This is a genomic window from Sulfurovum iocasae (assembly GCF_047716765.1).
GTDB lineage: Bacteria > Campylobacterota > Campylobacteria > Campylobacterales > Sulfurovaceae > Sulfurovum.
The window spans coordinates 1,713,018-1,737,919 of sequence record NZ_CP180410.1 but is presented as its reverse complement, the minus strand read 5'-3'; the positions used below and the strand labels follow the sequence as shown (position 1 = coordinate 1,737,919).

At 36.2% G+C, this 24,902-nt stretch carries 29 protein-coding genes; 18 read left to right on the top strand and 11 right to left on the bottom strand.

The window, feature by feature from the left end; genetic code table 11:
- Positions 1-133 precede the first annotated feature (133 nt).
- The 17 genes from ACLHDG_RS08525 (at position 134) to ACLHDG_RS08445 (ending at position 12,416) form a co-directional block, all read left to right on the top strand.
- Positions 134-556: an NUDIX domain-containing protein gene (locus tag ACLHDG_RS08525; RefSeq protein ID WP_415405799.1), complete on the top strand. Its 423-nt coding sequence runs from the start codon at positions 134-136 to the stop codon at positions 554-556.
- 13 nt (positions 557-569) lie between these two features.
- Entirely contained in the window at positions 570-1,247 is a 678-nt protein-coding gene (locus tag ACLHDG_RS08520) for a 3-methyladenine DNA glycosylase (protein WP_415405798.1), read from the top strand.
- Positions 1,248-1,253: 6 nt separating this feature from the next.
- The gene (locus ACLHDG_RS08515; RefSeq protein WP_415405797.1) at positions 1,254-2,069 is read left to right on the top strand and encodes an SDR family NAD(P)-dependent oxidoreductase; all 816 of its coding nucleotides are present in this window, start codon (positions 1,254-1,256) and stop codon (positions 2,067-2,069) included.
- A 56-nt stretch (positions 2,070-2,125) separates the two neighbouring features.
- Positions 2,126-3,706, top strand: coding sequence for a bifunctional metallophosphatase/5'-nucleotidase (locus ACLHDG_RS08510; protein WP_415405796.1), 1,581 nt, complete (start codon positions 2,126-2,128; stop codon positions 3,704-3,706).
- 72 nt (positions 3,707-3,778) lie between these two features.
- Entirely contained in the window at positions 3,779-4,312 is a 534-nt protein-coding gene (mog, locus tag ACLHDG_RS08505; protein ID WP_415405795.1) for a molybdopterin adenylyltransferase, read from the top strand.
- Between the two features lies 1 nt (position 4,313).
- The gene (locus ACLHDG_RS08500; protein ID WP_415405794.1) at positions 4,314-4,523 is read left to right on the top strand and encodes a hypothetical protein; all 210 of its coding nucleotides are present in this window, start codon (positions 4,314-4,316) and stop codon (positions 4,521-4,523) included.
- A complete protein-coding gene (locus ACLHDG_RS08495; RefSeq protein ID WP_415405793.1) occupies positions 4,520-4,735 on the top strand; it encodes a hypothetical protein in 216 nt (71 codons plus the stop codon). The genes ACLHDG_RS08500 and ACLHDG_RS08495 overlap by 4 nt, the downstream gene beginning before the upstream one ends.
- Positions 4,736-4,923: 188 nt before the next feature.
- Positions 4,924-5,574, top strand: coding sequence for a GntR family transcriptional regulator (locus ACLHDG_RS08490; protein WP_415405792.1), 651 nt, complete (start codon positions 4,924-4,926; stop codon positions 5,572-5,574).
- Positions 5,571-6,236 carry an NAD(P)H-dependent oxidoreductase gene (locus tag ACLHDG_RS08485; protein WP_415405791.1) on the top strand — a complete coding sequence of 222 codons (666 nt, stop codon included), beginning with the start codon at positions 5,571-5,573 and terminating at the stop codon, positions 6,234-6,236. The genes ACLHDG_RS08490 and ACLHDG_RS08485 overlap by 4 nt, the downstream gene beginning before the upstream one ends.
- Positions 6,237-6,246: 10 nt before the next feature.
- Complete coding sequence (locus ACLHDG_RS08480; RefSeq protein WP_415405790.1) at positions 6,247-6,813, top strand: NAD(P)H-dependent oxidoreductase; 567 nt, start codon at positions 6,247-6,249, stop codon at positions 6,811-6,813.
- Positions 6,810-7,286, top strand: coding sequence for a DUF1097 domain-containing protein (locus tag ACLHDG_RS08475; RefSeq protein WP_415405789.1), 477 nt, complete (start codon positions 6,810-6,812; stop codon positions 7,284-7,286). Before ACLHDG_RS08480 ends, ACLHDG_RS08475 begins: the two co-directional genes overlap by 4 nt.
- A gap of 3 nt (positions 7,287-7,289) precedes the next feature.
- Entirely contained in the window at positions 7,290-8,252 is a 963-nt protein-coding gene (locus ACLHDG_RS08470) for a YbhB/YbcL family Raf kinase inhibitor-like protein (protein WP_415405788.1), read from the top strand.
- Between the two features lie 50 nt (positions 8,253-8,302).
- Positions 8,303-10,129, top strand: coding sequence for a glycine betaine ABC transporter substrate-binding protein (locus tag ACLHDG_RS08465; protein ID WP_415405787.1), 1,827 nt, complete (start codon positions 8,303-8,305; stop codon positions 10,127-10,129).
- Between the two features lie 9 nt (positions 10,130-10,138).
- Positions 10,139-11,254, top strand: a complete 1,116-nt coding sequence (locus ACLHDG_RS08460; protein WP_415405786.1) for an L-dopachrome tautomerase-related protein — start codon at positions 10,139-10,141, stop codon at positions 11,252-11,254.
- 14 nt (positions 11,255-11,268) lie between these two features.
- Entirely contained in the window at positions 11,269-11,658 is a 390-nt protein-coding gene (locus ACLHDG_RS08455; protein WP_415405785.1) for a VOC family protein, read from the top strand.
- A gap of 57 nt (positions 11,659-11,715) precedes the next feature.
- Positions 11,716-12,231 carry a ferritin-like domain-containing protein gene (locus ACLHDG_RS08450; RefSeq protein WP_415405784.1) on the top strand — a complete coding sequence of 172 codons (516 nt, stop codon included), beginning with the start codon at positions 11,716-11,718 and terminating at the stop codon, positions 12,229-12,231.
- A 5-nt stretch (positions 12,232-12,236) separates the two neighbouring features.
- A complete protein-coding gene (locus ACLHDG_RS08445; protein WP_415405783.1) occupies positions 12,237-12,416 on the top strand; it encodes a hypothetical protein in 180 nt (59 codons plus the stop codon).
- A 12-nt stretch (positions 12,417-12,428) separates the two neighbouring features.
- Here ACLHDG_RS08445 and ACLHDG_RS08440 read toward each other — a convergent pair whose 3' ends face one another.
- The 3 genes from ACLHDG_RS08440 to ACLHDG_RS08430 all read right to left on the bottom strand — a co-directional run bounded on the left by ACLHDG_RS08440 (position 12,429) and on the right by ACLHDG_RS08430 (position 14,778).
- Positions 12,429-13,118, bottom strand: coding sequence for a rhodanese-like domain-containing protein (locus ACLHDG_RS08440; protein WP_415405782.1), 690 nt, complete (start codon positions 13,116-13,118; stop codon positions 12,429-12,431).
- A gap of 176 nt (positions 13,119-13,294) precedes the next feature.
- Entirely contained in the window at positions 13,295-13,981 is a 687-nt protein-coding gene (locus tag ACLHDG_RS08435) for a rhodanese-like domain-containing protein (protein WP_415405781.1), read from the bottom strand.
- A 218-nt stretch (positions 13,982-14,199) separates the two neighbouring features.
- Positions 14,200-14,778 (bottom strand): hypothetical protein, encoded by a 579-nt coding sequence (locus ACLHDG_RS08430; protein WP_415405780.1) that lies wholly within the window; start codon positions 14,776-14,778, stop codon positions 14,200-14,202.
- A gap of 249 nt (positions 14,779-15,027) precedes the next feature.
- Between ACLHDG_RS08430 and ACLHDG_RS08425 the strand changes: the two genes are divergently transcribed.
- Positions 15,028-15,948, top strand: coding sequence for a DUF302 domain-containing protein (locus tag ACLHDG_RS08425; RefSeq protein WP_415405779.1), 921 nt, complete (start codon positions 15,028-15,030; stop codon positions 15,946-15,948).
- Positions 15,949-16,010: 62 nt separating this feature from the next.
- On the opposite strand, the gene ACLHDG_RS08420 is transcribed toward ACLHDG_RS08425, so the two are convergent.
- The 8 genes from ACLHDG_RS08420 to ACLHDG_RS08385 all read right to left on the bottom strand — a co-directional run bounded on the left by ACLHDG_RS08420 (position 16,011) and on the right by ACLHDG_RS08385 (position 24,849).
- Positions 16,011-16,433, bottom strand: a complete 423-nt coding sequence (locus ACLHDG_RS08420; RefSeq protein ID WP_415405778.1) for a DUF6488 family protein — start codon at positions 16,431-16,433, stop codon at positions 16,011-16,013.
- A gap of 9 nt (positions 16,434-16,442) precedes the next feature.
- Entirely contained in the window at positions 16,443-17,216 is a 774-nt protein-coding gene (locus ACLHDG_RS08415) for a HupE/UreJ family protein (RefSeq protein WP_415405777.1), read from the bottom strand.
- Positions 17,217-17,531: 315 nt separating this feature from the next.
- The gene (locus ACLHDG_RS08410; RefSeq protein ID WP_415408336.1) at positions 17,532-19,022 is read right to left on the bottom strand and encodes a SulP family inorganic anion transporter; all 1,491 of its coding nucleotides are present in this window, start codon (positions 19,020-19,022) and stop codon (positions 17,532-17,534) included.
- A gap of 244 nt (positions 19,023-19,266) precedes the next feature.
- Positions 19,267-20,154, bottom strand: a complete 888-nt coding sequence (locus ACLHDG_RS08405) for an HlyD family secretion protein (protein WP_415405776.1) — start codon at positions 20,152-20,154, stop codon at positions 19,267-19,269.
- A 9-nt stretch (positions 20,155-20,163) separates the two neighbouring features.
- Entirely contained in the window at positions 20,164-20,379 is a 216-nt protein-coding gene (locus tag ACLHDG_RS08400; protein ID WP_415405775.1) for a DUF1656 domain-containing protein, read from the bottom strand.
- A complete protein-coding gene (locus ACLHDG_RS08395) occupies positions 20,379-21,974 on the bottom strand; it encodes a TolC family protein (protein WP_415405774.1) in 1,596 nt (531 codons plus the stop codon). The genes ACLHDG_RS08400 and ACLHDG_RS08395 overlap by 1 nt, the downstream gene beginning before the upstream one ends.
- Before the next feature lie 16 nt (positions 21,975-21,990).
- The gene (locus tag ACLHDG_RS08390; protein WP_415405773.1) at positions 21,991-24,174 is read right to left on the bottom strand and encodes an FUSC family protein; all 2,184 of its coding nucleotides are present in this window, start codon (positions 24,172-24,174) and stop codon (positions 21,991-21,993) included.
- Positions 24,175-24,849 carry a potassium channel family protein gene (locus ACLHDG_RS08385; protein ID WP_415405772.1) on the bottom strand — a complete coding sequence of 225 codons (675 nt, stop codon included), beginning with the start codon at positions 24,847-24,849 and terminating at the stop codon, positions 24,175-24,177.
- Positions 24,850-24,902: the final 53 nt, after the last annotated feature.

The following is a 24,902-nucleotide window of genomic DNA, read 5'->3' as shown; positions in this document are numbered from 1 at the left end:
TTCCCAAACTAAGTTTGGGAATCTATCTCTCACTATACACTGCAAATAAACTTCTATTTAACCCTATCATTGAAAACCTATACAGACATCTGATATACTTAGTAAAAATACAATACAAAACGGAGAGCACATTATGGCGTTTACACCTAAGACACCTTACCTTACTACCGATGGCATTATAGAGATCTATAAGGATGAAGAGTTTAAAGGTATCGTACTTATAGAGCGGAAGAATGAGCCAAGAGGTTTGGCACTGCCAGGTGGTTTTGTGGATGTGGGTGAGAGAGTGGAAGATGCTTTGGTGCGTGAGATGAAAGAAGAGACAAATCTTGATGTAAGCATAAGTAGAGTGCTTGGTATCTACTCTGACCCTGCACGTGACCCTCGTTTTCATACAGCAAGTGTAGTTTATGTAGTTAAAGCTAAAGGTATGCCCAAGGGTGGAGATGATGCCAAAGAAGCAAAACTTTATAGTCTTGATGTAATTCCGATGGAAAAACTAGTCTTTGACCATACTAAGATAGTGCAAGACTATCTACACTCACGTAAAAGCTAAAAGGAGTCTTCTTTTGCAAAGCAGTTACGATATACTCTATGCACTCAAACAGATGGGTTATCTTGAAACTACTAGAGATCCACTCTGGTGGCCGCAAAGCAGTACTTTTGAAGTTATCATCGGTGCGATCTTGACTCAGCAGACAAAATGGGAGAGAGTAGAGGAGTCCTTGGCAAATCTAAAAGAACATAGACTTCTCTCTTTAGCGGCACTAAGCAAGGCTGATGTTCATCAGATCGCTACACTCATTAAACCTAGTGGTTTTTACAATACCAAAGCCCAAAGACTTAAAATACTCTGCACCCATATCCTCAATGATTTTGGTACATTTGAAGCGTTTCAAGATGAAGTTACTAGAGAATGGTTACTTGAACAAAAAGGTATAGGAATGGAGAGTGCAGACTCCATACTTTGTTATGGGTGCAGGCGTGAAGTTTTTGTAGTTGACAGCTACACTAACAGACTTCTTCAAGCCTTTGGGCATGAGTTCGAGAATTATATGCAGATACAGGAGTGGATGCAAGAGGGGATCGAAGCAAACTTTGATAAAATAACACAAATATATGACACACCTGTCACACTACACACTGTTTACGCACGTTTTCATGGGAAGATTGTAGAATATGCCAAAGCATATATTCGCGGTAAAAATGTGGATATCAAACCACTTATCAATCAAATAGTAGGATAATAGAAAATGACCAATATTGTTATCACAGGATGCAGTACAGGAATAGGACTGGAAACAGCAAAATATCTTAAATCTAAATCTATTAAAGTCTATCCTACTGCCAGAGACCCTAAAGATGTAGAGATGTTAAAAGAGCTGGGTTTTGAGCATGCCATGCAACTTGATGTGAGAAAGCCCAATGAGATCTCAACAGTCATCAACAAAGTCCTTGAGATCGATAGCAAGATAGATATTTGGTTCAATAATGCAGGTTTTGGACAGACTGGAGCTATGGAAGACATCTCAACAGAGGTACTCAAAGAGCAATTTGAAACCAATGTCTTTGGTCTTCATGAATGTACCAGACAGATAATCCCAGTAATGAGAGAACAGGGACATGGAAAGATCATCCAGCACAGCTCTGTACTGGGTATTGTATCACTCTTTGGCAAAGGTGCTTATAATGCTAGCAAATATGCCGTAGAGGGACTTACTGATACACTAAGACTGGAACTTGAAGGTACAGATATCTACCCTGTACTTCTCAATACAGGACCTGTCACAAGTGATTTTCGAAAAAATGCTGTACAGAAGCTAAAAGAGAATGTAGATATAGAGCATTCTTTGTTTAAAGAACAATACCTGGAAAGTATGGAGGGAATTGCCAAAAAAGTACCTTTTAAAGAAGAGGCGATCTCGGTAGCTCAGATAGTACATACCATCATTCTGAAAGAGAGACCAAAACCAAGATACTATATCACTAAAGCTACCTATCTGCTGGGTTATATCAAAAGAGTAGTAAGTACATCACTGCTAGATAAAATTTTATTGAAAATAGGGTAATCATAATGTACAATAAAATATAGAACCTTCTAAAACATTACATACTAGGAATTTTTATGTTCAAAAAATCTCTAAAAAATACGCTCTTCTTCTCTCTTCTACTACTTTCTACTAGTGCCATGGCATCTAACAAAGTGATTACTATCGCAGGTACTGCTGATCTTCAGGGAATGATGGAAGCTTCTTCTCAAAAGTTTGATCTTGATGGTGATGGGAAAAAAGAGAAGATCATGATGGGTGGTATGGCTTATCTTGCGACAGTCTATAAACAACTCAAAAAAGAGAATCCAAACACTGTTATCGTCTCAACAGGAGACGATCTGATGAATAAATATTTTCATACCTATAAAGGCAAAGCGATCCTTTCACTCATGTCTGATGCCGGTTATGAGCTTTATGCATTTGGAAATCATGAGTTTGACAAAGGAAGTAAAATACTCTCTGAAGCACTGGACGATACTGCATTCACATCTATTTGTAGTGACTTGGATGTATCTAACTCCGCACTTAAAGGTAAATGCAAACCCTACATCATAAAAGAGATAGATGGTGTTAAAGTAGGATTCTTTTCGCTCATGACAGAAGACCTTCCTTTGGTTACAAGTGAAAAAGCTGTTAAGATCATTTCTGACAATGTAACGACTGCCAAGATAATGGTCAAGCTTTTAAGGGAACAAGGGGCACATCTTATAGTAGCCCTTTCACATATTGGTTACAAACAGGATAGAGTACTTGCAAAACAGGTAAAAGGGATCGATCTGATCTTTGGTGGTCACTCTCATGAGTATGTGAAGAAGATAGGTCGCATTAACAAAACAGCTATCGTAAACGGTGGAGAACAGGGAATACAGATCATTAAAGTGGACATTCCGTTAGATAAAGATCTCAAAGTTTTAAACAAAGAGATAAAAATGACTAAAATCCCGGTTACAGATGCTCTCAAAGCAGATCAAAAGATAGAAGAGAGAGTTGCGAAGTATCAGGCAGGTTTCCCTGCTGCTATTGTTTTGGGTCAGACAAAAACACCTTGGAATCTAAGTTCAGATGAAATGCGTAAAAATGAATCTACTGTTGCTGATATGATCAATGACCTCATGAGAGAAAAATTCAAAGTGGATGTCGTACTGAATAATGCCGGTGCATTCCGAGGTAGCAAGGTCTATGCTGAAGGAAATGTTACAGATACTATGCTTAAAGAGATCGATGAGTTCGGGAACTATGCTTACATGCTCAAACTCAAAGGAAAGTATTTTAAAGAGATACTCGAAAGAAGTGCAGCCAGTTATGGAGAGGGTGGACTTATGCAGGTCTCGGGACTTAAATACCGTATCATACTACCTAAACAGGTACAACAGATGAAAGATCGGAAAGTGATAAAGCCTGGGAAGCGTGTTGATAATATCAAAGTGCTTCAAGAAGGGAAATGGGTTGATCTGGATCCTAAAAAAGAGTATAGCATCCTAAGTAACTCTTTCATCGTCAATCATGAGGGAGATGGATATTTTTGGTTTAAAAAATATGGTACAGACTTAAAAAATACCTATACCACTTTCTATTCGATTATAGCCGAGGTCATTGATACACAGAAGGTTCTCAGTCCTAAAGCCAAAGATGGACGTTTGGAGATTGTTCATTAATGCTATTTTTGGGATATCTGTAAGCACTTCTAAGATATAGTATCTCAAATATTTTTTTAGGATAAATAGTTAATGGATAAAATCAAAATAGGTGTAATAACAACAAGCGACAGAGCATCACAAGGTATATATGAAGATATCTCCGGGGTAGCTATCATGGATACGATGAAAGAGTATCTTCTCAATGAGTGCGAATATGAGTATAGATGCATCCCTGATGAGCAAAGTCTCATTGAAACAACACTTATAAATCTTTCACGTGATGAGAACTGTGACCTCATAGTTACTACAGGTGGCACAGGTCCGGCGATGAGAGATGTAACGACAGAAGCAACTGAAAATGTCTGTCAGAAGCTTCTTCCCGGGTTTGGAGAGCAGATGAGGGCAGTAAGTCTACAGTATGTCCCTACAGCCATTCTTTCGCGACAAACTGCAGGTATCTGCAACGGTTCACTTATTATCAACCTTCCTGGAAAACCAAAGTCCATTCGTGAATGTTTAGATGCTGTTTTCCCTGCAGTTCCCTATTGTATAGACCTTATAGGCGGCAGCTTCATGGAAGCAGATGAAGAAGTCATAAAAATCTTTAGACCTAAAGCAAAATAATATGAATGTAGAATTTATTGAGCAAAAACTAAATGAGATATTTAAAGAGTTGGAACAGGAAGTAATTTCTGTGCTGATGGATGAAAGCCTGGATAAAGGACAAACCAACCTACATATGAAACCACTTACATCAACCAAACAGATACTGGTTAATGCACTTGATAGCATTAAAATGGTTGATAGATTAGCTAAAGAGGATCTAGAAAAATGATAAAGATCTTCTCACTCTTTTTATTGACCTCTATCTTAGCTTTTGCAGGTGAAAAAATGACTATACCACCCTATGTTGCATTATCTGGTTTTATCATTATAGTAGGGCTTTTCTTTTGGGGTGTCTATAAAGCAGTTAAAACACAAAAGACCATATATGCACTTGCAATGTTACCGTTTGTACTTCTGTTGGCAGGGATGTTTTTTATCTAAATAACAAAGAGTAATATTCCTTAAATTTTATCTCTTTATAAAGCCATACATCCCAATACCCCATCTATAACAATTACCTTCATACTAATTAGAAAACTTTTACTTTTCTCTTTATAATTATTTAAGTATAAATAGGTAATAATATATTATCGATAATCGATAATATATTTACTTCTTAAAGTTCTAGAATGAAAGGAATAGATGTGACATTAAACATACAAAAAGAGTCACTTAAAGATAAAATTGCTTCAATTTTGATGCAACGCATTATAAATGGTGAAATTGATGTGGGTGAAAAGCTTAGAGAAGCACACCTTGCCAAAGAGTTTGGTGTTTCACAGGCACCTGTACGAGAGGCGATCATCGCTTTGGTCTCTTTAGGTATCTTAGAGCATAAAGTCAATGTAGGTGCAAGGGTGAGAGCTTTTGATAAAAGTGAGACCATCGAGATTTATCAAGCAAGAGATGCCTTGGAGCAGTATGCTATCTCACACATAAAGGACTTTAATAAAGTAGAGGTTTTAAAGTCGCATTATCAAGAGATGCTCGAAGCTGCCAAAGCAAAAGATACAAAGCAGTTCATAGTGCATGACCAACATTTTCATGAAACACTACTGCTTATGTCGGGCAATAAACTTCTTTTAGAGCTTTGGAGACAGCAGTACACAAAGTCATCGGTACAAAATGTGATTAAAAACTTTGAGGCATCACTGGAAAATATTGTGAAAATACATTTACCTATCATTGAAGCGATTGAAGTAGCATCGGTTACTCAATCTCAAGAGACCGTTGCGGTACATTATGAGACGATTATACAGAGTATAAAGGATGATATATGATTGAAAACCAAGAAATACTAGGTGCATATCAATTCAGACATGCATGTAAAATATTTGATGCGGATAAAAAGATAAGTGAAACGGATTTTAATACCATATTGGAAACAGCTCGTTTAAGTCCAAGTTCGTTTGGTTTTGAACCCTGGCGATTTCTCATCGTGCAAGATATGAAGCTAAGAGAAAAACTCAAGCCCATTATATGGGGTGCACAGGGTACGTTACCTACCGCAAGTCATTTTGTGGTCGTTTTGGCACGCAAGGCAAAGGGTATGAGATACGATAGTAAGTACATTGATCATATGATGTTCGGCGTGCATAAGTTGCCTGAAGACTCAGCCAATGGACGCAGAAACTTTTACAAGACATTTCAGGAGAGTGATTTTGATCTACTTGGGAGCGACAGAGCCATGTTTGACTGGGCAACAAAACAAACCTATATTGCATTGGGGAATATGATGACAACTGCTGCGATGCTTGGTATTGACTCTTGTCCTATAGAAGGCTTTAAAATTGACTCAGTAGAAAAACTTTTAGAAGAAGAGTTTGACATAAATACAGAAGAGTTTGGGGTAGCTGTGATGGTGTCATTTGGTTATAGAATCGATGAACAACCTCCAAAAACACGCCAAAAATTAGAAGATATCACACAGTGGTACAATTAAAGGATAGAAGATGAATATATTAGTGGTTACAGGTGGGTATTCCATCTTTGATGCAAAGGGACAACTCAATGGGTTTTTAGCACATTTAACAGATAAAAATCTAAGTGACAAAGGGCATAAAGTTAAGTTTTCAGATACTACAAAAGATACTTATGATGTTGATAGAGAGGTTGATAAACTTCTTTGGGCAGATACTATTATCTATATCACACCTATTATGTGGTTTAACATGCCAGCACCTATGGTGGAGTGGTTAGATAAAGTGTTGCTTTATGAAAAAACTTTTGTGATTACAAAGGAGTATGGAGAGGGCGGGCAAGTGCCTGCAGATAATTTTATGATAGTGGCTACTTCAAACATGAAAAGCTCGGACTTGGGGAAAGGCTTTGTTCTAAAAGATGCACCACATATTGATGATTTGCTTCAGCCAATTATCATGACAAACAACTATTTAAGTGTAAGAAACCAAGTAGCAACTTTTCATGCGGGGGATGTTATAGCTGGAGATACTTCTTGGATAGAAGAGGCGTATATGAAGCATTTGGATAAACACTTTACAACTAAGAATTTATCATGATAACATTCGCACTTGCTACTACGCTAGGTGTAGTCGCTGCTATCTCAGTTTTTATCTCATCTTCTCTTGCTTTGCCTACTTGGGTTTTGTTTATCGCTTGGACAAGTTACTATCTATTTGAAGCTAATTTAAAATCAGCCTCAATTGTTTTAGTACAACAAATATTAGGTATATTTATAGCCATTGTTATCCAATATGGAGGTACAAGACTTTCACACCCTTTGGGGGAACTGGGTTTTCCTCTTATGGTATTTGTTGTGATGACGGCTATTTTTTACATCTCAAAATTAAAATATATAAACAATATTCCAGCTTATTTTTTAGGGATGATTGTCTGGTTTGGTTCACAAACAGAGCCAAATCTTAAGACTATTATTGTGCTGAGCCTTACATTGATTGCAGGTTACTTTTTTGCTTGGTTAAATATCATAATAGGTCAAAAAATTCAAGAAAAATTACTTATAAAAGGATAAATAATGAAAAGAATATTCTTAGCAAATATCGCCTTAGTAGCATTAGTAACATCAAGTAATGTATGGGCAGAGGTGCCACAAAAAATGGATAATGTGATTGAGGTAGCTAAAACTTATGCAGCTTTTTGGAACACAGGTAGAGAAGAGTTTGCACGTAAAGCACTTGCTAAAGACTTTATTGATACGAATCTTCCAGAAGGACGAAAACAAGGTATAGAAGGTGTACTTGCAGCCTCAAAATGGATTAGAAAAGTTATACCTGACTTGAGTGCAAGCATTGAAGAGGTGGTTGCAAAAGACAATAAGGTGGTCTTACATCTTAAATTTGATGGACACTTTACTGGTAAGTTTTACAATATACAAGGTAAAGGTCAAGCTATTAGCTTCAATGCAGTGGATATGTATACCATAGAAAATGGAAAAATAAAATATAACTGGCATTTAGAAGATAACAAAGCACTTATGAATCAACTTAATAAGTTACAAGTCAGTAAAGACTTTACTCTAAGCAGTACAGATATCATAAATGGAGGGCAAATAGACCCTAAAAATTATTGGAATCAGTTTGGATGTTCGGGCGATAATGCACGTCCAGAGTTAAGATGGGAGGGTGTACCTAAAGATGCAAAATCCTTAGCCATTACTTTTTATGATAAAGACGCTCCCACAGGCAGTGGTTTTTGGCATTGGGTGGCGTATGATATTCCTGTAGGAACACAGAAACTAGATGCTATATCATTGCCAACTGGCACAAAAGAAGGAAAGACAGATATGGATACAGAAGGGTTCTTTGCTCCATGCCCACCACCAGGACGCATCCATACATATATGTTTACGGTTCATGCAATGGATGTAGAAAAATTAGAAGTACCTAAAAATGCTTCTGGTGCAGTGACTAGATTTTTTATAGAAAATCATACGATTGATAGAACAACATTAAGTGCCACAGCAGGACCTAGAAAATAGTTAATAGTAAGTTTTATTTAAATTATTAAATTTATTAGTAGGAGAGTATTATGAAAAAAATAAAAATTTTAAACGTAGTAAAAAAGTTATCAATTTTATCAGTATTTTTGGTAGTAGTACCAATATATGCGCTAGAGAAGAATAGTAAAAAACCATTTTGGCCAAATGATGCGCAATTGGTTATTTCCATTTCCATGCAGTTTGAAGCAACAGCACAGGATGCATCTGATCCAGGCCCATTCCCAGTATTGGAAAAGTATGTAGATACTATTGCACCAACATGGTATCAATATGGGATGAATGAAGGTATTCCACGTTTGCTTAGACTTTGGGATAAACATAATATAAAAGTCACCTCTCATATGGTAGGAAAAGCGGTTGAGCTTAATCCTGATCTAGCCAAAGAAGTTGTAAAGAGAGGACATGAGGCTTCAGGACATGGACAAACTTGGACACCTCAATACTCGATGGGGGAGACAGAAGAACGGGATTCCTACATAGAAAGTGCAAATATTATTGAAAAAGTGACAGGCGTAAGACCTGTGGGATTTAATGCATTTTGGATGCGTCATTCACCTAATACACTCAAGATATTGCAAGAATTAGGGTTCATCTATCATATAGATGATCTCTCGCGTGATGAGCCTTCCTTTACGCCAGTTAATGAAAAATCCTTTGTTGTTGTGCCGTATTCATTTAGGAATAATGACATCGTACGCTACAGTGGAAGTACAGCATTAACAGGTGCAGTATATTTACAAAACCTAAAAGATGAGTTTGATCTGCTATATGAAGAGGGTAAAACCCAGAGGCGTATGATGTCTATCAGTGTTCATGACAGACTGGCAACACCAGCACGGGTGAAGGCACTAGATAACTTCATTGCTTATGCAAAAAAACATAAAAATGTGGTATTCATGCGCAAAGATGACATCGCACGTTGGATACTGAAACAAGATAATGTACCTGTCAATCCTAAGCGAATTTTTACACAACCAAATGAATCAAATATATCAATCGAAGGACATACAATGGAAAAACCAGAACCACTACTCGCAAATAAAAAATCTTTTTTAAAGAGAGTTGCGGCAGTTAAGGGTAAATCAAATAAGATTGTTTTAGGTATTACAGATCTCTCTTTTCATAGAGTAACGGGTGCTGTAGTAGCGCATATACTTGAAACTATGGGCTTTGAAGTAGAACAAAAATTTGCTCTGCATGAAGAGAATTTTAGAAGATTAAAAGATACAGAGATTGATATGCTTGCTTCAGCATGGTTACCCTCAAGTCATGGTGGGTATAAAAGTGATGTAGAAAAATCTATAGATCTCGTGGAGTTAGGACTTCACTATAAACCTTATGCACTTTGGGGAGTACCTGACTATATACCTGAAAATGAAATTTCACAAATATCAGACTTATTAAAACCCCAAGTAGTTAAAAAGATGAGAAAAATAATTCAAGGTATTGGTATCGGTGCAGGAATCACGCGATTTTCTATTAAAATGATGGATGAGTATGGCTTGAAAAAAGTAGGATATGAATTTAAAACAGGTACTCAAGATGAATGTGTAGCAGCCTATGAAGACGCTGTAAAGAAAAAAAAGTGGGTCATTGTGCCGTTGTGGCAACCTCAATTTTTACACAATACCTACAAGATACGAGACTTGAAAGAGCCTAAAGGTTTATTGGGTGTTGTAGATAGGGCTGTTTTGCTAGTAAATAAAAAGAAATTGAATAAGATTTTCACTCCTGAACAGATTAGACTTCTTGATGAGATTATACTTTCAAATCAAGCTATCTCCAAGTTGGACTATATGACCAATCGTGAGGGGTTGAGTGAAGATGAAGCAGTACAAAAATGGTTTGCAGACTAAGGAGAAAAAATGTTTATTCATAATATAACAAAGCAACTTATCCTCATACTATTGATGGGAATTCAAGTGCTTAATGCAGCATCTGGCAAAATAGAAATATATGCAGAGGTCAATCAAGCAGTTGGCAATATAGCTTATACGTATAAAGGTGAGTTAGTCTATAGTAATCACCCTTTTTACAGTCCTGACATACGTGTAATACATTACAATGCAAAGACCAAAGAATCTACACCATATCCAAATTTAGAGTGGAATACACCTAGAGAGAGTGATGATATGTGGTTTGACTCGGTTTTAGGCATACGCAGTGACGCTAAAGGCATTGTATGGATATTAGATATGGGACAAAGAGAAGGATTGACACCTAAGTTAGTAGGATGGAATACCCATACCAACACACTTGAAAAGATTTATTATATCCCTGAGCCTGCGAGTATTAAGACTTCTCAACTCAATGATTTCATCATCGATTATAGACATGGTGTTTTTATTATTGCAGATGAAGACATAGGATATGGTGGAGATGGCAGTAAGGCAGCCCTTGTTATTATAGATATGAAAACAGGTGAATGCAGACGTATCTTAGAGGGGCATCGTACTACTAAACCTGAAGATGTGAGTATCGTCGTAAATGGTAAAAGTTTAAATATCCCAAATACACAAAAACACATAAAGGTTGGAGTAGATGGCATCACTGCAGATAAAGACAATATATGGCTGTACTACGCACCGTTAAATGGTTCAAAGGTGTATAGAGTGAAAATAGAAGATCTACTCAATAAGGCATCAAGTGAAGAACAATTAGACAGACAAATAGAAACGTATGCCGCAAAAAGTAATAATGGTGGTTTCTCTATGGATAAAGAAAATAATTTGTATTTAACTTACATAGAGTCACACAGCATAGGAGTGATATCTGCAAAAGATAAAAAATCATATCATTATGTCTCAGATGCAATGATGAGTTGGCCTGATGGCGTAAGTTATAATAAGGACGGCTATATGTACGTCGCTGCAGCACAGCTTTCTAATGCTTCTGTGTTTAATGATGGCGTAGATAAAACAAAAAAACCGTTTTATATCTTTAGGTTTAAGCCTCTAGTTGAGGGGATTTTTGGAAGATAATATAAGGAGTTATAATGCATATCAAGTTTGACCATATAGCATTGCGAGCTAAAGACCCAGAAGCAGTAAAAACATTTTTAACAAAATTAGGATTTAAAGAAGGTAAAAGACCCAATTTTCCTTTTGAAGGATATTGGCTCTATTCAGAGGAAAAACCTGTTATTCATATATTTGGAGGAAGTGCTAGATTTCGTGATTTAACTATGTCTGGTGAATCGCATGATGATAGACATATAGTGGATCATATCTGTTTTGCAAGTGATGATTATGAAGAAACCATGGAAAATATTAGCATAACTGGATTTAGACATTCTGTTAATGTTGTACCTAACTCTAACATACGTCAAATATTTATCATGGGATCTGAAAATCTTATTATTGAGATTCAGGCAGTGGAGAAATGATGAGTTAGCGTTTATGATATACTTAGATAAGAATTTTAAATAACAAAGGGATAAAAAATGCCAAAAAGAGAAAAAAGTATTGAGTTGTTAAATCAAGCTATAGGTGAAGAGTTAAGTGCGGTACAGCAGTATATGTATTTTCATTTCCACTGTGATGACCAAGGGTATGACATGCTAGCAGGGATCTTTAAAAAGACTGCCATAGAAGAGATGATCCACATTGAACACTTAGCAGACAGAATCCTGTTCTTAAAAGGTGAGATCGAGATGGAAGCAACATCTAAAGTACAAAAGATCAATACGGTAAAAGAGATGTTGGACTTTTCTGCCTCTGAAGAGAACAAAGCCATCGTTATGTATAACGATTTTGCAAATCAGTCCGCTGCCAATGCAGACAGTGTAACAAAGAAGATCTTTGAAGGTCTGGTTGCAGATGAAGAGAGACATTACGACCAGTTTGATAATGAAGTAGATAACTTAGAGAAATTTGGTGACAGGTATTTGGCACTGCAATCTATAGAAAGAGGTAAAGGGATCTCTGCTATGCCTCCAGGTCATCCACAGATCGGGTAAAAGTTATGGGTGCATGCGGATATGTTCCTGAAGATGTCAGGATTAAACAGGAAATTGTAGAACTTACCATAAGACTTGAAGAAATGGGCATTGAAAAAGAGTTTTGCAGGTTGATTTTTGATGAAGATATTTTAAATTTTTTTACCGAAGATGGGAGTCTATGTAAGACTCCGAAAAAAATTTAAACTACTTAGTGGCTATTTCCTTGTAGTCGTCATACTCAATCCAAGCCAATCATCCATCCCACCTCTATACCATTTTATCTTTTCTGGCGGATAACCTAAAGCGAGCAGGGCTTTTGCCATATTTGGAGATTGGCTGCACCATGCACCGTTACAAAAGAGTAAAATAGTTTTGGCTTTAGAAAAGTCAAAAGGCTTTTTCACACCAACAATACCAAGTTTCGCTAAAGATGCTTTATATTCCTCTTTAAATACTTTAGGCTTCAAAATATAGACATAATGAATATTCATCGCACCGGGTATCGTACGATATTCATACCACTCTTCATCTCTGGTGTCTATAAAAAGCATTGTACTGTCATGCTGCATTTTTTTAATAAATGCCATCACTTCTATTTCTCCATAAGTCTCTATTCCTTTATGTATCTGCATAGGAAAGACTACTTTACCCGCACTTGTAATAAAGGTTGCTTTACAAGCTTTCGGTACCTTATTACTTGCATAATTAGCTTTCCAAAACACATCATTGCTAATATGTATATTCATACATTCAGGATCTATCTCACGCTCAATAGTGATCTGTTTCTTTTCGCCATTACTGTTGGTATAGTTTGTCTCTACACCGCTAAACTGTAATCCTATATTATTCTCTGCAGAGAAAGAAAAAGAGATAAAAATGATTATCAAAAAAATAATTTTATGCATCATATACTCCTTTCTTTTATTTATAGCATGGATATATGTAATACATGTGCAATAAATAGCGTATAAAATATATTTTTTTATACGCTATTTATTAAGTTATATATATTATTTTTTTAGTAAAAAATGAAAAATATAGACCTATTCAGGCAACAAATGCAAGGATAATTGTAAAATAATCACTTTCTCGTGGATGTCATGCCGGCTCCAAGCCAGTCTTGCATACCTCCACGGTACCACTTTAGCTTTTCTGCCGGATAACCTATCTTCAAAAGTGCAAAAATCATACGTGGAGATTGGTTACACCAAGGACCATTACAAAATAGTACCAATGTCTTGGCATTAGAGAAATCATACTCTCCATCCTTTTGAATAAAAACACCCAAATATTTTAAAGCATACGCAAAATGAAAACTATAATCATCTTTTTTCTCAAAGTAATTAAACGGCATATTGATCGCACCTGGAATAGTACGGTAATTAAACCACTTTTCTGTACGACTGTCTACTAGAAGCATCTGATCATTATGCTGCATCTCTTTAAGAAAATACAAAACTTCCAGCTCACCATAGGTTTCCAGATCTTCATCTAAGTGCATAGATAGAAGCTTCCCTTTAGTATGTACATAAGTGGATTTACATGCTTCAGGTACACTTTTATGTGCAAAATTTTCTGTCCAGAGCATCTCATTTGTTATGGGAACATTTTTACACTCATCAGGGATATTACGTTTGACTAGATAATTTTTTTGCTGCTTATCTGCTGTGCTAGCAGTTAACATAACCCCACTGTGTTCAATACCTATACTACCTGCAAAAGAGAATAAAGATAGTATTAAAACCATTGTTATATATTTTTTAAACATAAATATCCTTTTATATATTGGAATGTATATAGAGGTTACCTAAAAAATATTGACTCAAAAACAAACGAGCATAATCCAGGTTAAAGCACCTTATTATTGATCGCTAATGCTAAGTTGCACCTAAATATATTTCCGTCGCTTACTTTAGCATCCTGCTTATATACATTAATACTAATTATATGTTAACATAAGTCTTATGTAATTTGTTTTCATTTTAATTACTTTTTATCAAAATGGTAAATTGAATTCTTTTTATTTGGTTTTTGATCTGTCCATCCAAGGTAAGATGATTTAAGATGTTTGCCGTTATCTGAAAACTCTAAAATGATCTTATGTACATGGTCTTCAGATGATTTACATAGTTGAGTCTCCATATTACAATTGAAGATGAGTTTCTCTTTTGTAGAATTTTTAAGATCCATTATAAATTGTGGTTGATTCATTTTTGAACAGTAGTGTGTAGCCAATATTTGTGTACAGTCAATATAGTCATCACAATGGTACATTGTTACCATCTGTTTTTTGTTATTTGGTAGAAGATCTTCCTGTATAGTAGAACCATAACCGATAAGCTTGTAGGCTACTGCTGTACTTTCTGTACCAACCAAAGGCAAAACATATTCATGTTTATATGCTGTAGTACCTATCTGTTTTTCAGCCGGTGATAATTTCCAATCTCCACCAAGTGCTGTCCTCATATACTCATACATATCTATGGGCTCTATCTCTTCCGCAGTAATTACCGAGGGGGAGAGAAGTGTTATGATCGCCAAAGAGAGTAGTGTTTTTTTTATCATTTATTTTTCCTTTTTAATCTTAGAAATAAAGAGCCACTTGCAATTTAGCAAAAAAGCAAATAATTAAATTTTTTAGCCTAAAAATTTAACAGATAAAGAGACCCAACTATAAAAATTATTGTACCAAAACTATCTGAAAAGCTACAGTGTATTCATTGGTTGAGTTGAATTTGCAAGTGGCTCTATAATAATATAGTAATATAATAATATATATAGTAAAATACAATCATATTAATTTAAAGGATAATAATGAAAAAGATTTTAAAGGTCTTTATAGGTGCATTTTTAGTACTAGGGGCAAGTGTTTGTGCAGCAGAAACTCAAAATATTCAAATATTTAGTGTTGATAACTCAAAGGGTGCGATCAATGCCAAGAGTATTGAAAAAGCTTTTAATGACAGTGGTGTAGTTGTTGATGTCAATAATGATATGAATTCAATTTTTTCAAAAAGATATGGTAAAGTTCATCATAAAAACTACAACTTAGCGATCTTTACTAATGCTAAGATGGTTTCAAAACTTATGAAAAAATATCCAAGTATTGGTTTGATAACGCCACTCTCAATGTCAATTTATGAAGATGGTGCAAAAAACACTATTAATATTTCTACTTTATCACTGGCCGGTATGGCTAGAATTACTAAAATTCCTGCAACAGATCCGGATTTAATTGAGTATGCTAAAGCAGTAGACACAGCACTTCATAAAGCTTTACCAAATGGCAAGTATTTGTCTGTAAATCATAATACTAAATCTTCAAAACCATTAACTACTGAGTTTACAATAGAGTTTGAACTTGAAGATAGTGACACCTATGTAGATGCTAAAGATAGCTTTGAAGAGGAGTTTGAAAGTGAGTTAGGACCGGTTGGTTTTTTAATACCAAAGTCTTATAAGCTGCAACATGATGATTATGATTTCTTCGATACATACTCGATTATTAGATTTAATGCAATCTACCCAGTATCGAAAAATCATCCAGATGCCGGTGCATATGCACCTTTTTCACTTGTTATTTACAAGAAAAAAGGTGAAGATGCAGCACATATAGCTTTCCCTTCTATTGATAACTGGATCAGTGACCTTGATATTACAGATGAAGCGACAGTTAAAGCAGTTCGTGAAACTCACGGTAAGATTAAAACTATTCTTGAAGAACTTACGGAATAATTAGTAGTATATTTACTTGTCTAAAGACGAGTAAATATATTCAGTAAAATCATTTTTACGCATTAGTTACCTGTATAATTGGCACCTCTTATCTCGCCATGCACACTTACAAATATATAAAGAGTTCGTCTTTTTTTATTTTTTATTTTCATATTATCAAAACCTACTACCCAGTCATTAGTATCTCCATAGTGCGTTTTTCCTATCTTTGAAATTGGCACAGATTTCCAACTTTTATGGATCTTTTTTTCTGCTACTAAACTTTGAACTTTTTGCTTTGCTGCTTTCTCAATAGTTTCTCTACTCACTTCATTTTTAAGATCATCATAACGATGTGAGTGACCATGACTTTTATGCTTGTCTTCTTTTTGCGAGTGATCATGACCTTTATGGCTATCTTCATCATGAGAGTGACCACTACCTGCATATATTGTTGTGAAACTTAGTGCTATTGTTACTACTGTTGCTTTTATTAATTTTGTCATTGTTTTCCTTTATAAACTATCGTATGTACGTCTTTTTTGTTTAGCTTTTTCCATATCCATATGGATATGGTAATGCTCATCTCTATTAAACCCAAACTCTTCTTCATTTACGGTATGTAAATAACCGTGTAACTGCATCAAGAACAGCATAAAACCTGCAAACATCAGTACATCATTGGCTACTTTTGAGAGTTGTAGAAAAGATGCTGTTTTTCTCCACTGTATTAATACACCAAGCATAACGATCAGAGCAAGTATTTGCCCAATTTCTACACCTATGTTGAATGAAATTATCTTTAAAAGCATATCAAAATTTTGCTCACCAAGTGGTAACTGTTGCAATCTTGTAGAGAGCCCAAAGCCATGTATAAGTCCAAATATAAGAACCATAAGCAGTAAATTTGGAGATTTAACACCTAAATAGTTTTGAAACCCTTTGTTGTTGTCAAATGCTTTATAGATAACACTAAGTGCAATAACTGCATCGATCAAATAATAATTTGCATTGATACTCATAAACGTAGCAAATATTAGAGTGATACTGTGTCCTATTGTAAAGACAGTGACAAACTTTACAATATCTTTAGTCGTAGTAAGAAAAAATACAACTCCAAGTAAGAACAATAAATGATCATAACCCGTCAACATATGGGTTGCACCCAACCAGATATAATGAAGGTTTCCACCATCTGTCATTGCCTGCATATCTTCTGCTGAAATGCCATGTGCATATACAGAAGTATTTAGCAAAATAAATGAGAGAAATAGAAAAAATACTTTCATTTAGTTCCTTTATTATTTAATATTCTGTACAGCTTTTTTCAAAGAATTATTATTCTAGCCAAATAGTAATAACATCGACTTAATTGATTTAATAAAAAATCTGTAAGGCTGCATCATAGTTTTTTATTATAGTGTAGAACGGAACACAAATATAGACAAGAGAAAGAGAATGGTGTTTGAGTAAAAAAATTAATATAGAAAGAATGAAAGTTATATGCTAGACTAGGGGACACAGCTTTCATTTTTATAGAAAATGAAAGCTGTGTCCCCAAAAATATTATTATACGTTTGTTGCTACTATAAAAGAGGAAAAAGCTAGTGCCCACCCATTACTTTTTCAATCTCTTCAGGTTTATCATGCATTCCAAAACGGTCGATAATGGTTTTAGAAGCCTCATTTTTCCCTATCACTTCAACTTTTTTACCCATTTTTCGAAGCTTGATCACTGATTTGTCAAGGGCATAAACAGCTGTAATATCCCAGAAATGTGCATGACTTACATCTATAATCACATTTTTAACTTCTTCCTTATAGTCAAATGCATCAGCCAAGCGGTCTGCTGAGTTAAAAAATATCTGTCCTGTGAACTTGTAAGAACGGGTATCATTCTCTTCATCGTATGATGAATCCCAGTACATAAAGTGACTGATTTTGTTCGCAAAGAAAAGTGATGCTAGGAGTACTCCGGTAAATACACCCAAAGCAAGGTTGTGAGTCCATACGACAACGATAACCGTAGAGAGCATCACAATATTGGTAGAAAGAGGCAATGTTTTTAAACCACCTATAGATTCCCAATTGAATGTCCCGATGGAAACCATGATCATCACTGCAACCAGTGCTGCCATAGGTATGATCTTGATCCAATCACTCATAAAGACGACCATAAAAAGAAGTATGAGACCTGCTGCAAGAGTAGAGAGACGACCCCGACCGCCTGACTTGATGTTGATCACCGATTGTCCGATCATAGCACAACCTGCCATTCCCCCTATACATCCTGAAGCGATATTGGCAACACCTTGCCCTTTAGCCTCACGATTTTTGTCACTATCTGTATCGGTCATATCATCTACGATGGTTGCTGTCATAAGCGATTCGAGTAGTCCCACGGCTGCTAATGCCGCAGAGTAAGGAAAAATAATCGCCAAGGTCTCAAAATTAAGAGGTACTTCCGGCCATAAAAATATCGGTAATGTATCAGGTAATTGACCCATATCACCAACTGTTCGTACATCTATTCCCATAACTAAAACGACAGCAGTCAGAACAAGGATAGTCACTAGAGGTGAGGGGATAAGTGTTCCGATCTTAGGAACATAAGGAAAGAGATAAATGATCGCTAAACCAGCTGTTGTTAGGGCATAAACATGCCATGTAACGTTGGTAAGTTCAGGCAGCTGTGCCATAAAGATCAATATCGCAAGCGCATTTACAAATCCTATGATTACCGTACGAGAGACAAAGCTCATCAGGCTTCCCAACTTTAAATACCCCGCAATAATCTGCAATACCCCTGTCAAAATCGTTGCTGCAAGCAAATACTGCAACCCATGATCTTTTACAAGTGTCACCATAAGTAAAGCCATTGCTCCTGTGGCTGCAGAGATCATACCGGCACGACCTCCGATAAATGCGATAACGACTGCAATACAAAATGAAGCATAAAGTCCCACTTTGGGATCAACTCCAGCGATAATCGAAAACGCGATCGCTTCAGGGATAAGGGCAAGAGCAACGACAATACCAGCGAGAATATCTCCACGGATATTACCGAACCACTCCTCTTTTTTTGACATCAACAACATGTATAGCTCCTTGGATGATATGGCTGATCCCACAAAAATCTCCTCTAAAAATTCAAAAAAAGCATTTTAAAGGTTTTAATAAAAGAGTGTTTTTGTAGGAATAACAATGGCGAATTTTACTTTAAATGTACTATGATACAACTTGATTGTAATATAGTACTCCAAAATTTAAATCTGAAATGTAATTTTCCTAAAATTTGATGAAAAAACTATTTTATAGAAGTGAGATTATGGTCTAGTTTTACTTAGTTTTGCTTCCTTTACTCTTAAGAATCATCACAGAAGCAGTCAATCCAAAGCGAAGCTTGACATTCTCAGGTAGTTTGTCTAACTTAATACGTACAGGAATTCTTTGTGCTAAGCGGATCCATTGAAATACCGGCTTAACACTCGGTAGCAGATTATTACCAGGATTACCGTCAGAGTGGGCGATTCCCCATGCAATGGACTCTACTTTTCCACTTAGAGGTGTATCAGGATATGCAAGAAGCGTAACCATCGCTTTGTCTCCTACTTTTACTTCAGGAATAGCATCTTCACGGAAAAAACCAAAGACCCAGTATGCATTTTTATCTACCAATGCAAGGATAGCCTTGTTGGCTGTTGCCTGTGAACCTATCTGGAAGTTTATGTTGGAGACATAACCATCTACCTCTGCGTAAACCTTTGTGTATGAGAGGTTGAGTTTTGCTGTATTGACTGCTTCTTCAGAAGAGTCAATGTCTGCCAATGATTTATAGTAGTTGGTTTCGTTTCTTACAAGATCTTTTTGAGAAACGGCACCTTTGTCTTTTGCATAGATATTTTTAACACGTTCAAACTCGATCTTTGTACCTTTTGCTGCTTCTTTTGTGCGTTGCAGTCTTGCCTCTGCTTGATTTAGCTTGACTTGATACTGAGAAGGGTCTATTTCAAAGAGTAGGTCACCTGTTTTAACTTTTTGGTTATCTGCTACAAGTATTTTGGTTACCATACCGTTCACCCGTGGCGTCACCTGAATTACCTGTGTACGAACCTGTCCATCTCTTGTCCAAGGATTGTCAATATATGCTCTATATTTATTATAAGCAAAAAATGCAGCAGCTCCGAGTATTACAAGAGTAAGTAAAATTTTTATTATTTTCTTCATTATTAACCTTTAAAATTTAATCCAAAATGTGTCTATCAGTACTATGTATAACGCCATAATTGCAATAAATACGTAAGATGGAGCATAGAGATAACGTGTAAGTTTCAGTTTATTGAGAGCCATGACAGTTATAAGTGCCGCTAAAAAAGAGAGGAAAGCTACCAGTAGCAGTGGTGAGTAATAGACATCACCTATTGAGAGTTCATGTGGGAAAGGATTGGTCATTATTGCATTCCTTCAGGCAGTCGTGTCATTTCAGGATCAAGATATTTACCCCAGTCTACCGTATTCTTCATTCTTTCTGCAGTTTCAGCAGAAAGATAAGATTTACCTTTACTAATCTGCCATCCTCCACCCAGTGCTTTATAGAGTAAAATAGCATTGATAGAAAGGTTTCCTTTGATCGTAGCATATCGATCTTGAGTACTTGTCAACTTCTCTACTGTAGTAAGTAGACGCTGATAATTTACTAAACCATCATTATATTGAATAACAGAGATATTGAAGGCACGGACTGTAGCATCTACTGCTTTTCGGTTCTCTACCTGCTGTTTTTTTGTCCAGATGTAGCCTTCAAGTGCGTCAGAGACTTCAGAAACGGCAGAGAGTACAGTTTTGTTATAGTTGACCAAACTCTCTTCAAATACTGCATCTTGTAAACGTATCTGGTTTTTGATACGGCCGTATTGGAAAATATTCCATGAGAAAGATGGACCTACAGTCACACCAAGGGCATTACTCCCTGAAACCCATGAACCACTGGCATTGTTTGTGTTGTATCCGATATTTCCAAAGAGAGAGAAAGAGGGATAGAGTTCAGCTATAGAGGCTCCTATGAGAGCATTGTTTGAACGGACACGATATTCGGCAACTTTGATATCTGGTCTTCTCATAAGCAATCCGGCATCGATCTTATTGTAAGGATTTAAGCGGGCCTGAGGGATCATTGCAACATTGAGAAGATCAGAGCTACTTTCTTTGATCTGTATTACACCTTTCTTTTCCTGACCAATATATTTGGTAGTAGAATCACTATATTTTTTACTGCCTGATACAAGGATCTTTGTTACTTCCCTTGAATCAGTACCCAATAAAAGAGCCATTGCATTTCGTGCTTTTGCTTTTGTAAGTTCTATAGCCGGAATAGCTGAACGGGTATTATAAAGCTGTGTACGTGACTGCTGCATATCGAGTTCAGATACATTACCTGAGTTGAACTGTATCTCTGTCATTTTGGTTACACGTTCCTGTATGAGAACGTTTCGCTTTGCATATGCCAGACGCTCTTCAGAAGTTCGATAGTTAATATAGTTACGTGCTACTTCTGCGATCACTGATACCATAATGTTATTATAAGAAGCGACACTTGCATAGAGATTTGCTTCTGAAGACTCAATACCTCTGGCATATTTACCCCAAATATCCATCTCCCAACCGATATCAAAGTTCAGACCGGCCGTAGCAATATCTGATACACCTGTTCTCGAAGAAGAGGCAGAACCGGAAATTGACTGTGCCTGTGGGAAAGCAAGACCTTCACTTATGCCAAGAACAGAACGTGCTTGTGCAATGCGGAGACCGGCACTTTTTATGTCAAGGTTTTGTGCATAGGTTTTTTGAACCAAAGTATTGAGGGTAGGGTCATGGAATGTTTTCCACCATTGTGCAATTGCACGGTCATTTCGTTTACCTTCATGTTTCCACTTTTCAGGAATAGGTGGATTACCCACACCCATAAAGTCCGGACCCAGCTTTGCACATCCGCTTAACATCAACACGGTCAGGGCAGAAAGTCCCAGTTTTGGCAGTTTATTAATCATATTTACTCTTTTCATTTTAAAATCTACTTCTCTCCAATACTTTAAAATCTAACTCTTCCATCATTTTTTGACAGCTAAAGAGTGAAAGCCATACATTTCTGCGTAGAGAGATATTTTCATAAAACTCAATGATCTCTTTCTCGCTGTATTGACCCGGCTCTACATTAGAAAGAAAGACTTTCAAGCTATCTTCTATCTTCGTAACGATCTGTTTTTTATCTTTCCAGAATGGATCAATATCTTTAACTTCTTTACCTTCAGCATATTCGCCTAAAAGATCTGCCAAAGTTGCTCCATCATGCTTTTCTCTAAATACTTTAATCAGAGGATTATCAAGCATCTGTATATCTCTATGATGCATCATTTCTAAAAGGTATACAAAGGTTTCACACTCTTTAGTAAAACCTAAAAGTAGGTCTTTATCAATCGTATCAAAATATTTATCATCGACTTTACTTGCCCAAAGTTGCATCTTCTTTACTGTCCCCATAAGATGAATTTTACTGTATTTTGCTCTCATTTTACCTAGAAATGAACCATTATCATTCGTTAAGTTGCTACTTCGTTGAAGTAGTATTTGTGAAAGTTTAAAAAACCTCTTTTTCATCACTAAAAAAAGATGTTCTGGTTTGGTAGAGAAGGGGATATAATAAAAAAGTAAGAGTAAAAACAAAAAAGCATAAAACATAAAGAGTATGATCAGAAAAATATCAAAATTATAACTCATTGTATTATTAATACCCAGCGTAGCAGTACCAAGTAAAAAGAATACAGCTAACATCGGATTGATAAAATAAAAACCGATAAAAGAATACACAAAGATAAAAAGTCCCAGTTCCCATGCATAATGAAGGTTTGGTAGAACAAAAATATACATCACAGTAGCAAACACAAATGACAGAGAAAAGATAATGATCAATAAAGATGGTTTCAGGGGAGAGAAAGTTGTTAGGACGCTAAGTGCCGTTGCCAACAACACGATCATAAATCCTCCCGGAGGATTGACATATATCCAAAGTAGTGTTGCAGTCCAAAAGACGATAAAGGTAATCAACGACCCCTTAAGATCTTCCATGTCAAACCAAAGAAAAGTGGCAGGTTTTGGAATGTCTTCGAGTGTAAATAATGTTGGCATTGGGCTAATAAGGCTGTTAAGCTTTTGGGCCAGTTTGCACAATTGTGTATGTAGTTTTACCATATCACTTATCGTTGTACTCATATCTGCACGATCAAGCTGAGAAAGTTCTTTGACCTTTGATATGTTATATTCATAATTTAATGCTTCAGGTATCTCAATCTCTTTTTGTTCCTTCCAAGCTAAAGGAAGTGCTTCTAAAAGTCCTAAGATCTCGGTATCTATAGTTTGATAGTTTGTAACATAACTTGGAAATTCATCTACATAAGATGCTTTATCATGATATGAGAGCAATGTTAGAAGTTCATCGATTTTTTTATAGCTATGGACAATATCATACCATTGTGTTTTAGAAAAATTCATCTCCATAGATGAACTGTCAGAGGCAATAATAGATGTTCCTAGAAGTTGTTCCTTGGAAATCATTTTCTGATGCAGTGCTTTACGCTCTTTTTTTTCTCCATCTCTTTGGATGTAAAGTTTAGACTGCAAGATAGAGAGTGCTGCTGCGTTCTCTGCACTGGTATCTTTAAGATTGACTGGCCAGAGAAAAATACCTACGAGCGTATAGATAATGATCCCCACGATTGTCATATATGTCTTATCTATACCAAAGATAAATACATTATCTACTTCACCATTTTGAAACATCATCATTAGGGTAACAGCACTGAGCATAAAAACTGTCATATCACCTTTATAAGCTCTAGCCAAATAGAGAAACAGTGTTGCAACTATGGAGACAGTTAAAAGGTAAATATCTCTGTCTTGAGGAAATAAACCAATAAGTGTCATCCCCACAGCCGCACCAATAATAGTTCCAATAACACGCATTGCACCTTTCATCACTGAATCACCCACAGAACCCATCGCTGCAATCAACATAACAGTGGTAGCCGCAGTCCCAGGCTGAGACCAACCTTGAGACAGAGGAATGAGATAGGCAAGTGCCATACTCAATGATGCTTTGATCGCAAATTTAAGCTTATCAGAAAGAGTGAATGAGAGCAAAGAATCAATGATCTGCATTAAGGAGCGTTTATCTTCTTTAGTAGCACTTTGCAACTATTTTCCTTGCTTTTCATCTTGTATGGCTGCAAGACGCAAAGAGATCAGACTTGAGACAATAATTGCCATATAGAAAACACCGATGATCGCTTCCATATAGACAAAGAACTCTGCTACATGGTTGGTAGGAAGTATGTCACCATACCCCAGTGTCGTTAAGGTGACAAAACTATAGTAGGCTATGCGAGAAAAACCTTGCTGCCAATTTGCTGCTTCAACACCAGAAAATGCAGAGGGGTCCATGGCTAAAAGTAACAAATATATCACTGTCCACATCAATCCCAGTAAAAGATAAAGGCTCAATGACCCAATGATCTTATTTCCATCAATATCTCCAACAAAAAGTACCTGTTTAGCTGCCGATGCAAAAGAACCGATAAAAAAGATCAATAAAATCATCAAAATAAGATAAATATAGGCTTGATGACCAAAGAATTTCCCAAGTGCTGTCAGTAGAACATAAAAAACAATCAAAGCGTAGACTGCCCATTTCCAGGTTCTCTCTATTTTTAAACTTTTGATACTTATAACAAGCATTAGCATTGTTACAATAGAAAAAATATCTTCACCTATACTACCGGGAAACTCTACCACAACCGCCGCAGAAAAGAGAAAAAAGATCAGTGAAAAGAAGAGATAGACAAAATTATTTTTTTCGGTGAGTTGTTTCATATGTTTTCCATGATTATAATTAATTGACTTGGGTAAAGAAAAGCTCTATAGGC

What these genes read in the sequence shown, in the direction of transcription:
- ACLHDG_RS08525 (WP_415405799.1), top strand. Translation starts at nt 134, where the DNA reads ATGGCGTTTACACCTAAGACACCTTACCTTACTACCGATGGCATTATA.
- ACLHDG_RS08515 (WP_415405797.1), top strand. Translation starts at nt 1,254, where the DNA reads ATGACCAATATTGTTATCACAGGATGCAGTACAGGAATAGGACTGGAA.
- ACLHDG_RS08510 (WP_415405796.1), top strand. Translation starts at nt 2,126, where the DNA reads ATGTTCAAAAAATCTCTAAAAAATACGCTCTTCTTCTCTCTTCTACTA.
- mog (WP_415405795.1), top strand. Translation starts at nt 3,779, where the DNA reads ATGGATAAAATCAAAATAGGTGTAATAACAACAAGCGACAGAGCATCA.
- ACLHDG_RS08500 (WP_415405794.1), top strand. Translation starts at nt 4,314, where the DNA reads ATGAATGTAGAATTTATTGAGCAAAAACTAAATGAGATATTTAAAGAG.
- ACLHDG_RS08495 (WP_415405793.1), top strand. Translation starts at nt 4,520, where the DNA reads ATGATAAAGATCTTCTCACTCTTTTTATTGACCTCTATCTTAGCTTTT.
- ACLHDG_RS08490 (WP_415405792.1), top strand. Translation starts at nt 4,924, where the DNA reads ATGAAAGGAATAGATGTGACATTAAACATACAAAAAGAGTCACTTAAA.
- ACLHDG_RS08485 (WP_415405791.1), top strand. Translation starts at nt 5,571, where the DNA reads ATGATTGAAAACCAAGAAATACTAGGTGCATATCAATTCAGACATGCA.
- ACLHDG_RS08480 (WP_415405790.1), top strand. Translation starts at nt 6,247, where the DNA reads ATGAATATATTAGTGGTTACAGGTGGGTATTCCATCTTTGATGCAAAG.
- ACLHDG_RS08475 (WP_415405789.1), top strand. Translation starts at nt 6,810, where the DNA reads ATGATAACATTCGCACTTGCTACTACGCTAGGTGTAGTCGCTGCTATC.
- ACLHDG_RS08470 (WP_415405788.1), top strand. Translation starts at nt 7,290, where the DNA reads ATGAAAAGAATATTCTTAGCAAATATCGCCTTAGTAGCATTAGTAACA.
- ACLHDG_RS08465 (WP_415405787.1), top strand. Translation starts at nt 8,303, where the DNA reads ATGAAAAAAATAAAAATTTTAAACGTAGTAAAAAAGTTATCAATTTTA.
- ACLHDG_RS08460 (WP_415405786.1), top strand. Translation starts at nt 10,139, where the DNA reads ATGTTTATTCATAATATAACAAAGCAACTTATCCTCATACTATTGATG.
- ACLHDG_RS08455 (WP_415405785.1), top strand. Translation starts at nt 11,269, where the DNA reads ATGCATATCAAGTTTGACCATATAGCATTGCGAGCTAAAGACCCAGAA.
- ACLHDG_RS08450 (WP_415405784.1), top strand. Translation starts at nt 11,716, where the DNA reads ATGCCAAAAAGAGAAAAAAGTATTGAGTTGTTAAATCAAGCTATAGGT.
- ACLHDG_RS08445 (WP_415405783.1), top strand. Translation starts at nt 12,237, where the DNA reads ATGGGTGCATGCGGATATGTTCCTGAAGATGTCAGGATTAAACAGGAA.
- ACLHDG_RS08440 (WP_415405782.1), bottom strand. Translation starts at nt 13,118, where the DNA reads ATGCATAAAATTATTTTTTTGATAATCATTTTTATCTCTTTTTCTTTC.
- ACLHDG_RS08435 (WP_415405781.1), bottom strand. Translation starts at nt 13,981, where the DNA reads ATGTTTAAAAAATATATAACAATGGTTTTAATACTATCTTTATTCTCT.
- ACLHDG_RS08430 (WP_415405780.1), bottom strand. Translation starts at nt 14,778, where the DNA reads ATGATAAAAAAAACACTACTCTCTTTGGCGATCATAACACTTCTCTCC.
- ACLHDG_RS08425 (WP_415405779.1), top strand. Translation starts at nt 15,028, where the DNA reads ATGAAAAAGATTTTAAAGGTCTTTATAGGTGCATTTTTAGTACTAGGG.
- ACLHDG_RS08420 (WP_415405778.1), bottom strand. Translation starts at nt 16,433, where the DNA reads ATGACAAAATTAATAAAAGCAACAGTAGTAACAATAGCACTAAGTTTC.
- ACLHDG_RS08415 (WP_415405777.1), bottom strand. Translation starts at nt 17,216, where the DNA reads ATGAAAGTATTTTTTCTATTTCTCTCATTTATTTTGCTAAATACTTCT.
- ACLHDG_RS08405 (WP_415405776.1), bottom strand. Translation starts at nt 20,154, where the DNA reads ATGAAGAAAATAATAAAAATTTTACTTACTCTTGTAATACTCGGAGCT.
- ACLHDG_RS08400 (WP_415405775.1), bottom strand. Translation starts at nt 20,379, where the DNA reads ATGACCAATCCTTTCCCACATGAACTCTCAATAGGTGATGTCTATTAC.
- ACLHDG_RS08395 (WP_415405774.1), bottom strand. Translation starts at nt 21,974, where the DNA reads ATGATTAATAAACTGCCAAAACTGGGACTTTCTGCCCTGACCGTGTTG.
- ACLHDG_RS08385 (WP_415405772.1), bottom strand. Translation starts at nt 24,849, where the DNA reads ATGAAACAACTCACCGAAAAAAATAATTTTGTCTATCTCTTCTTTTCA.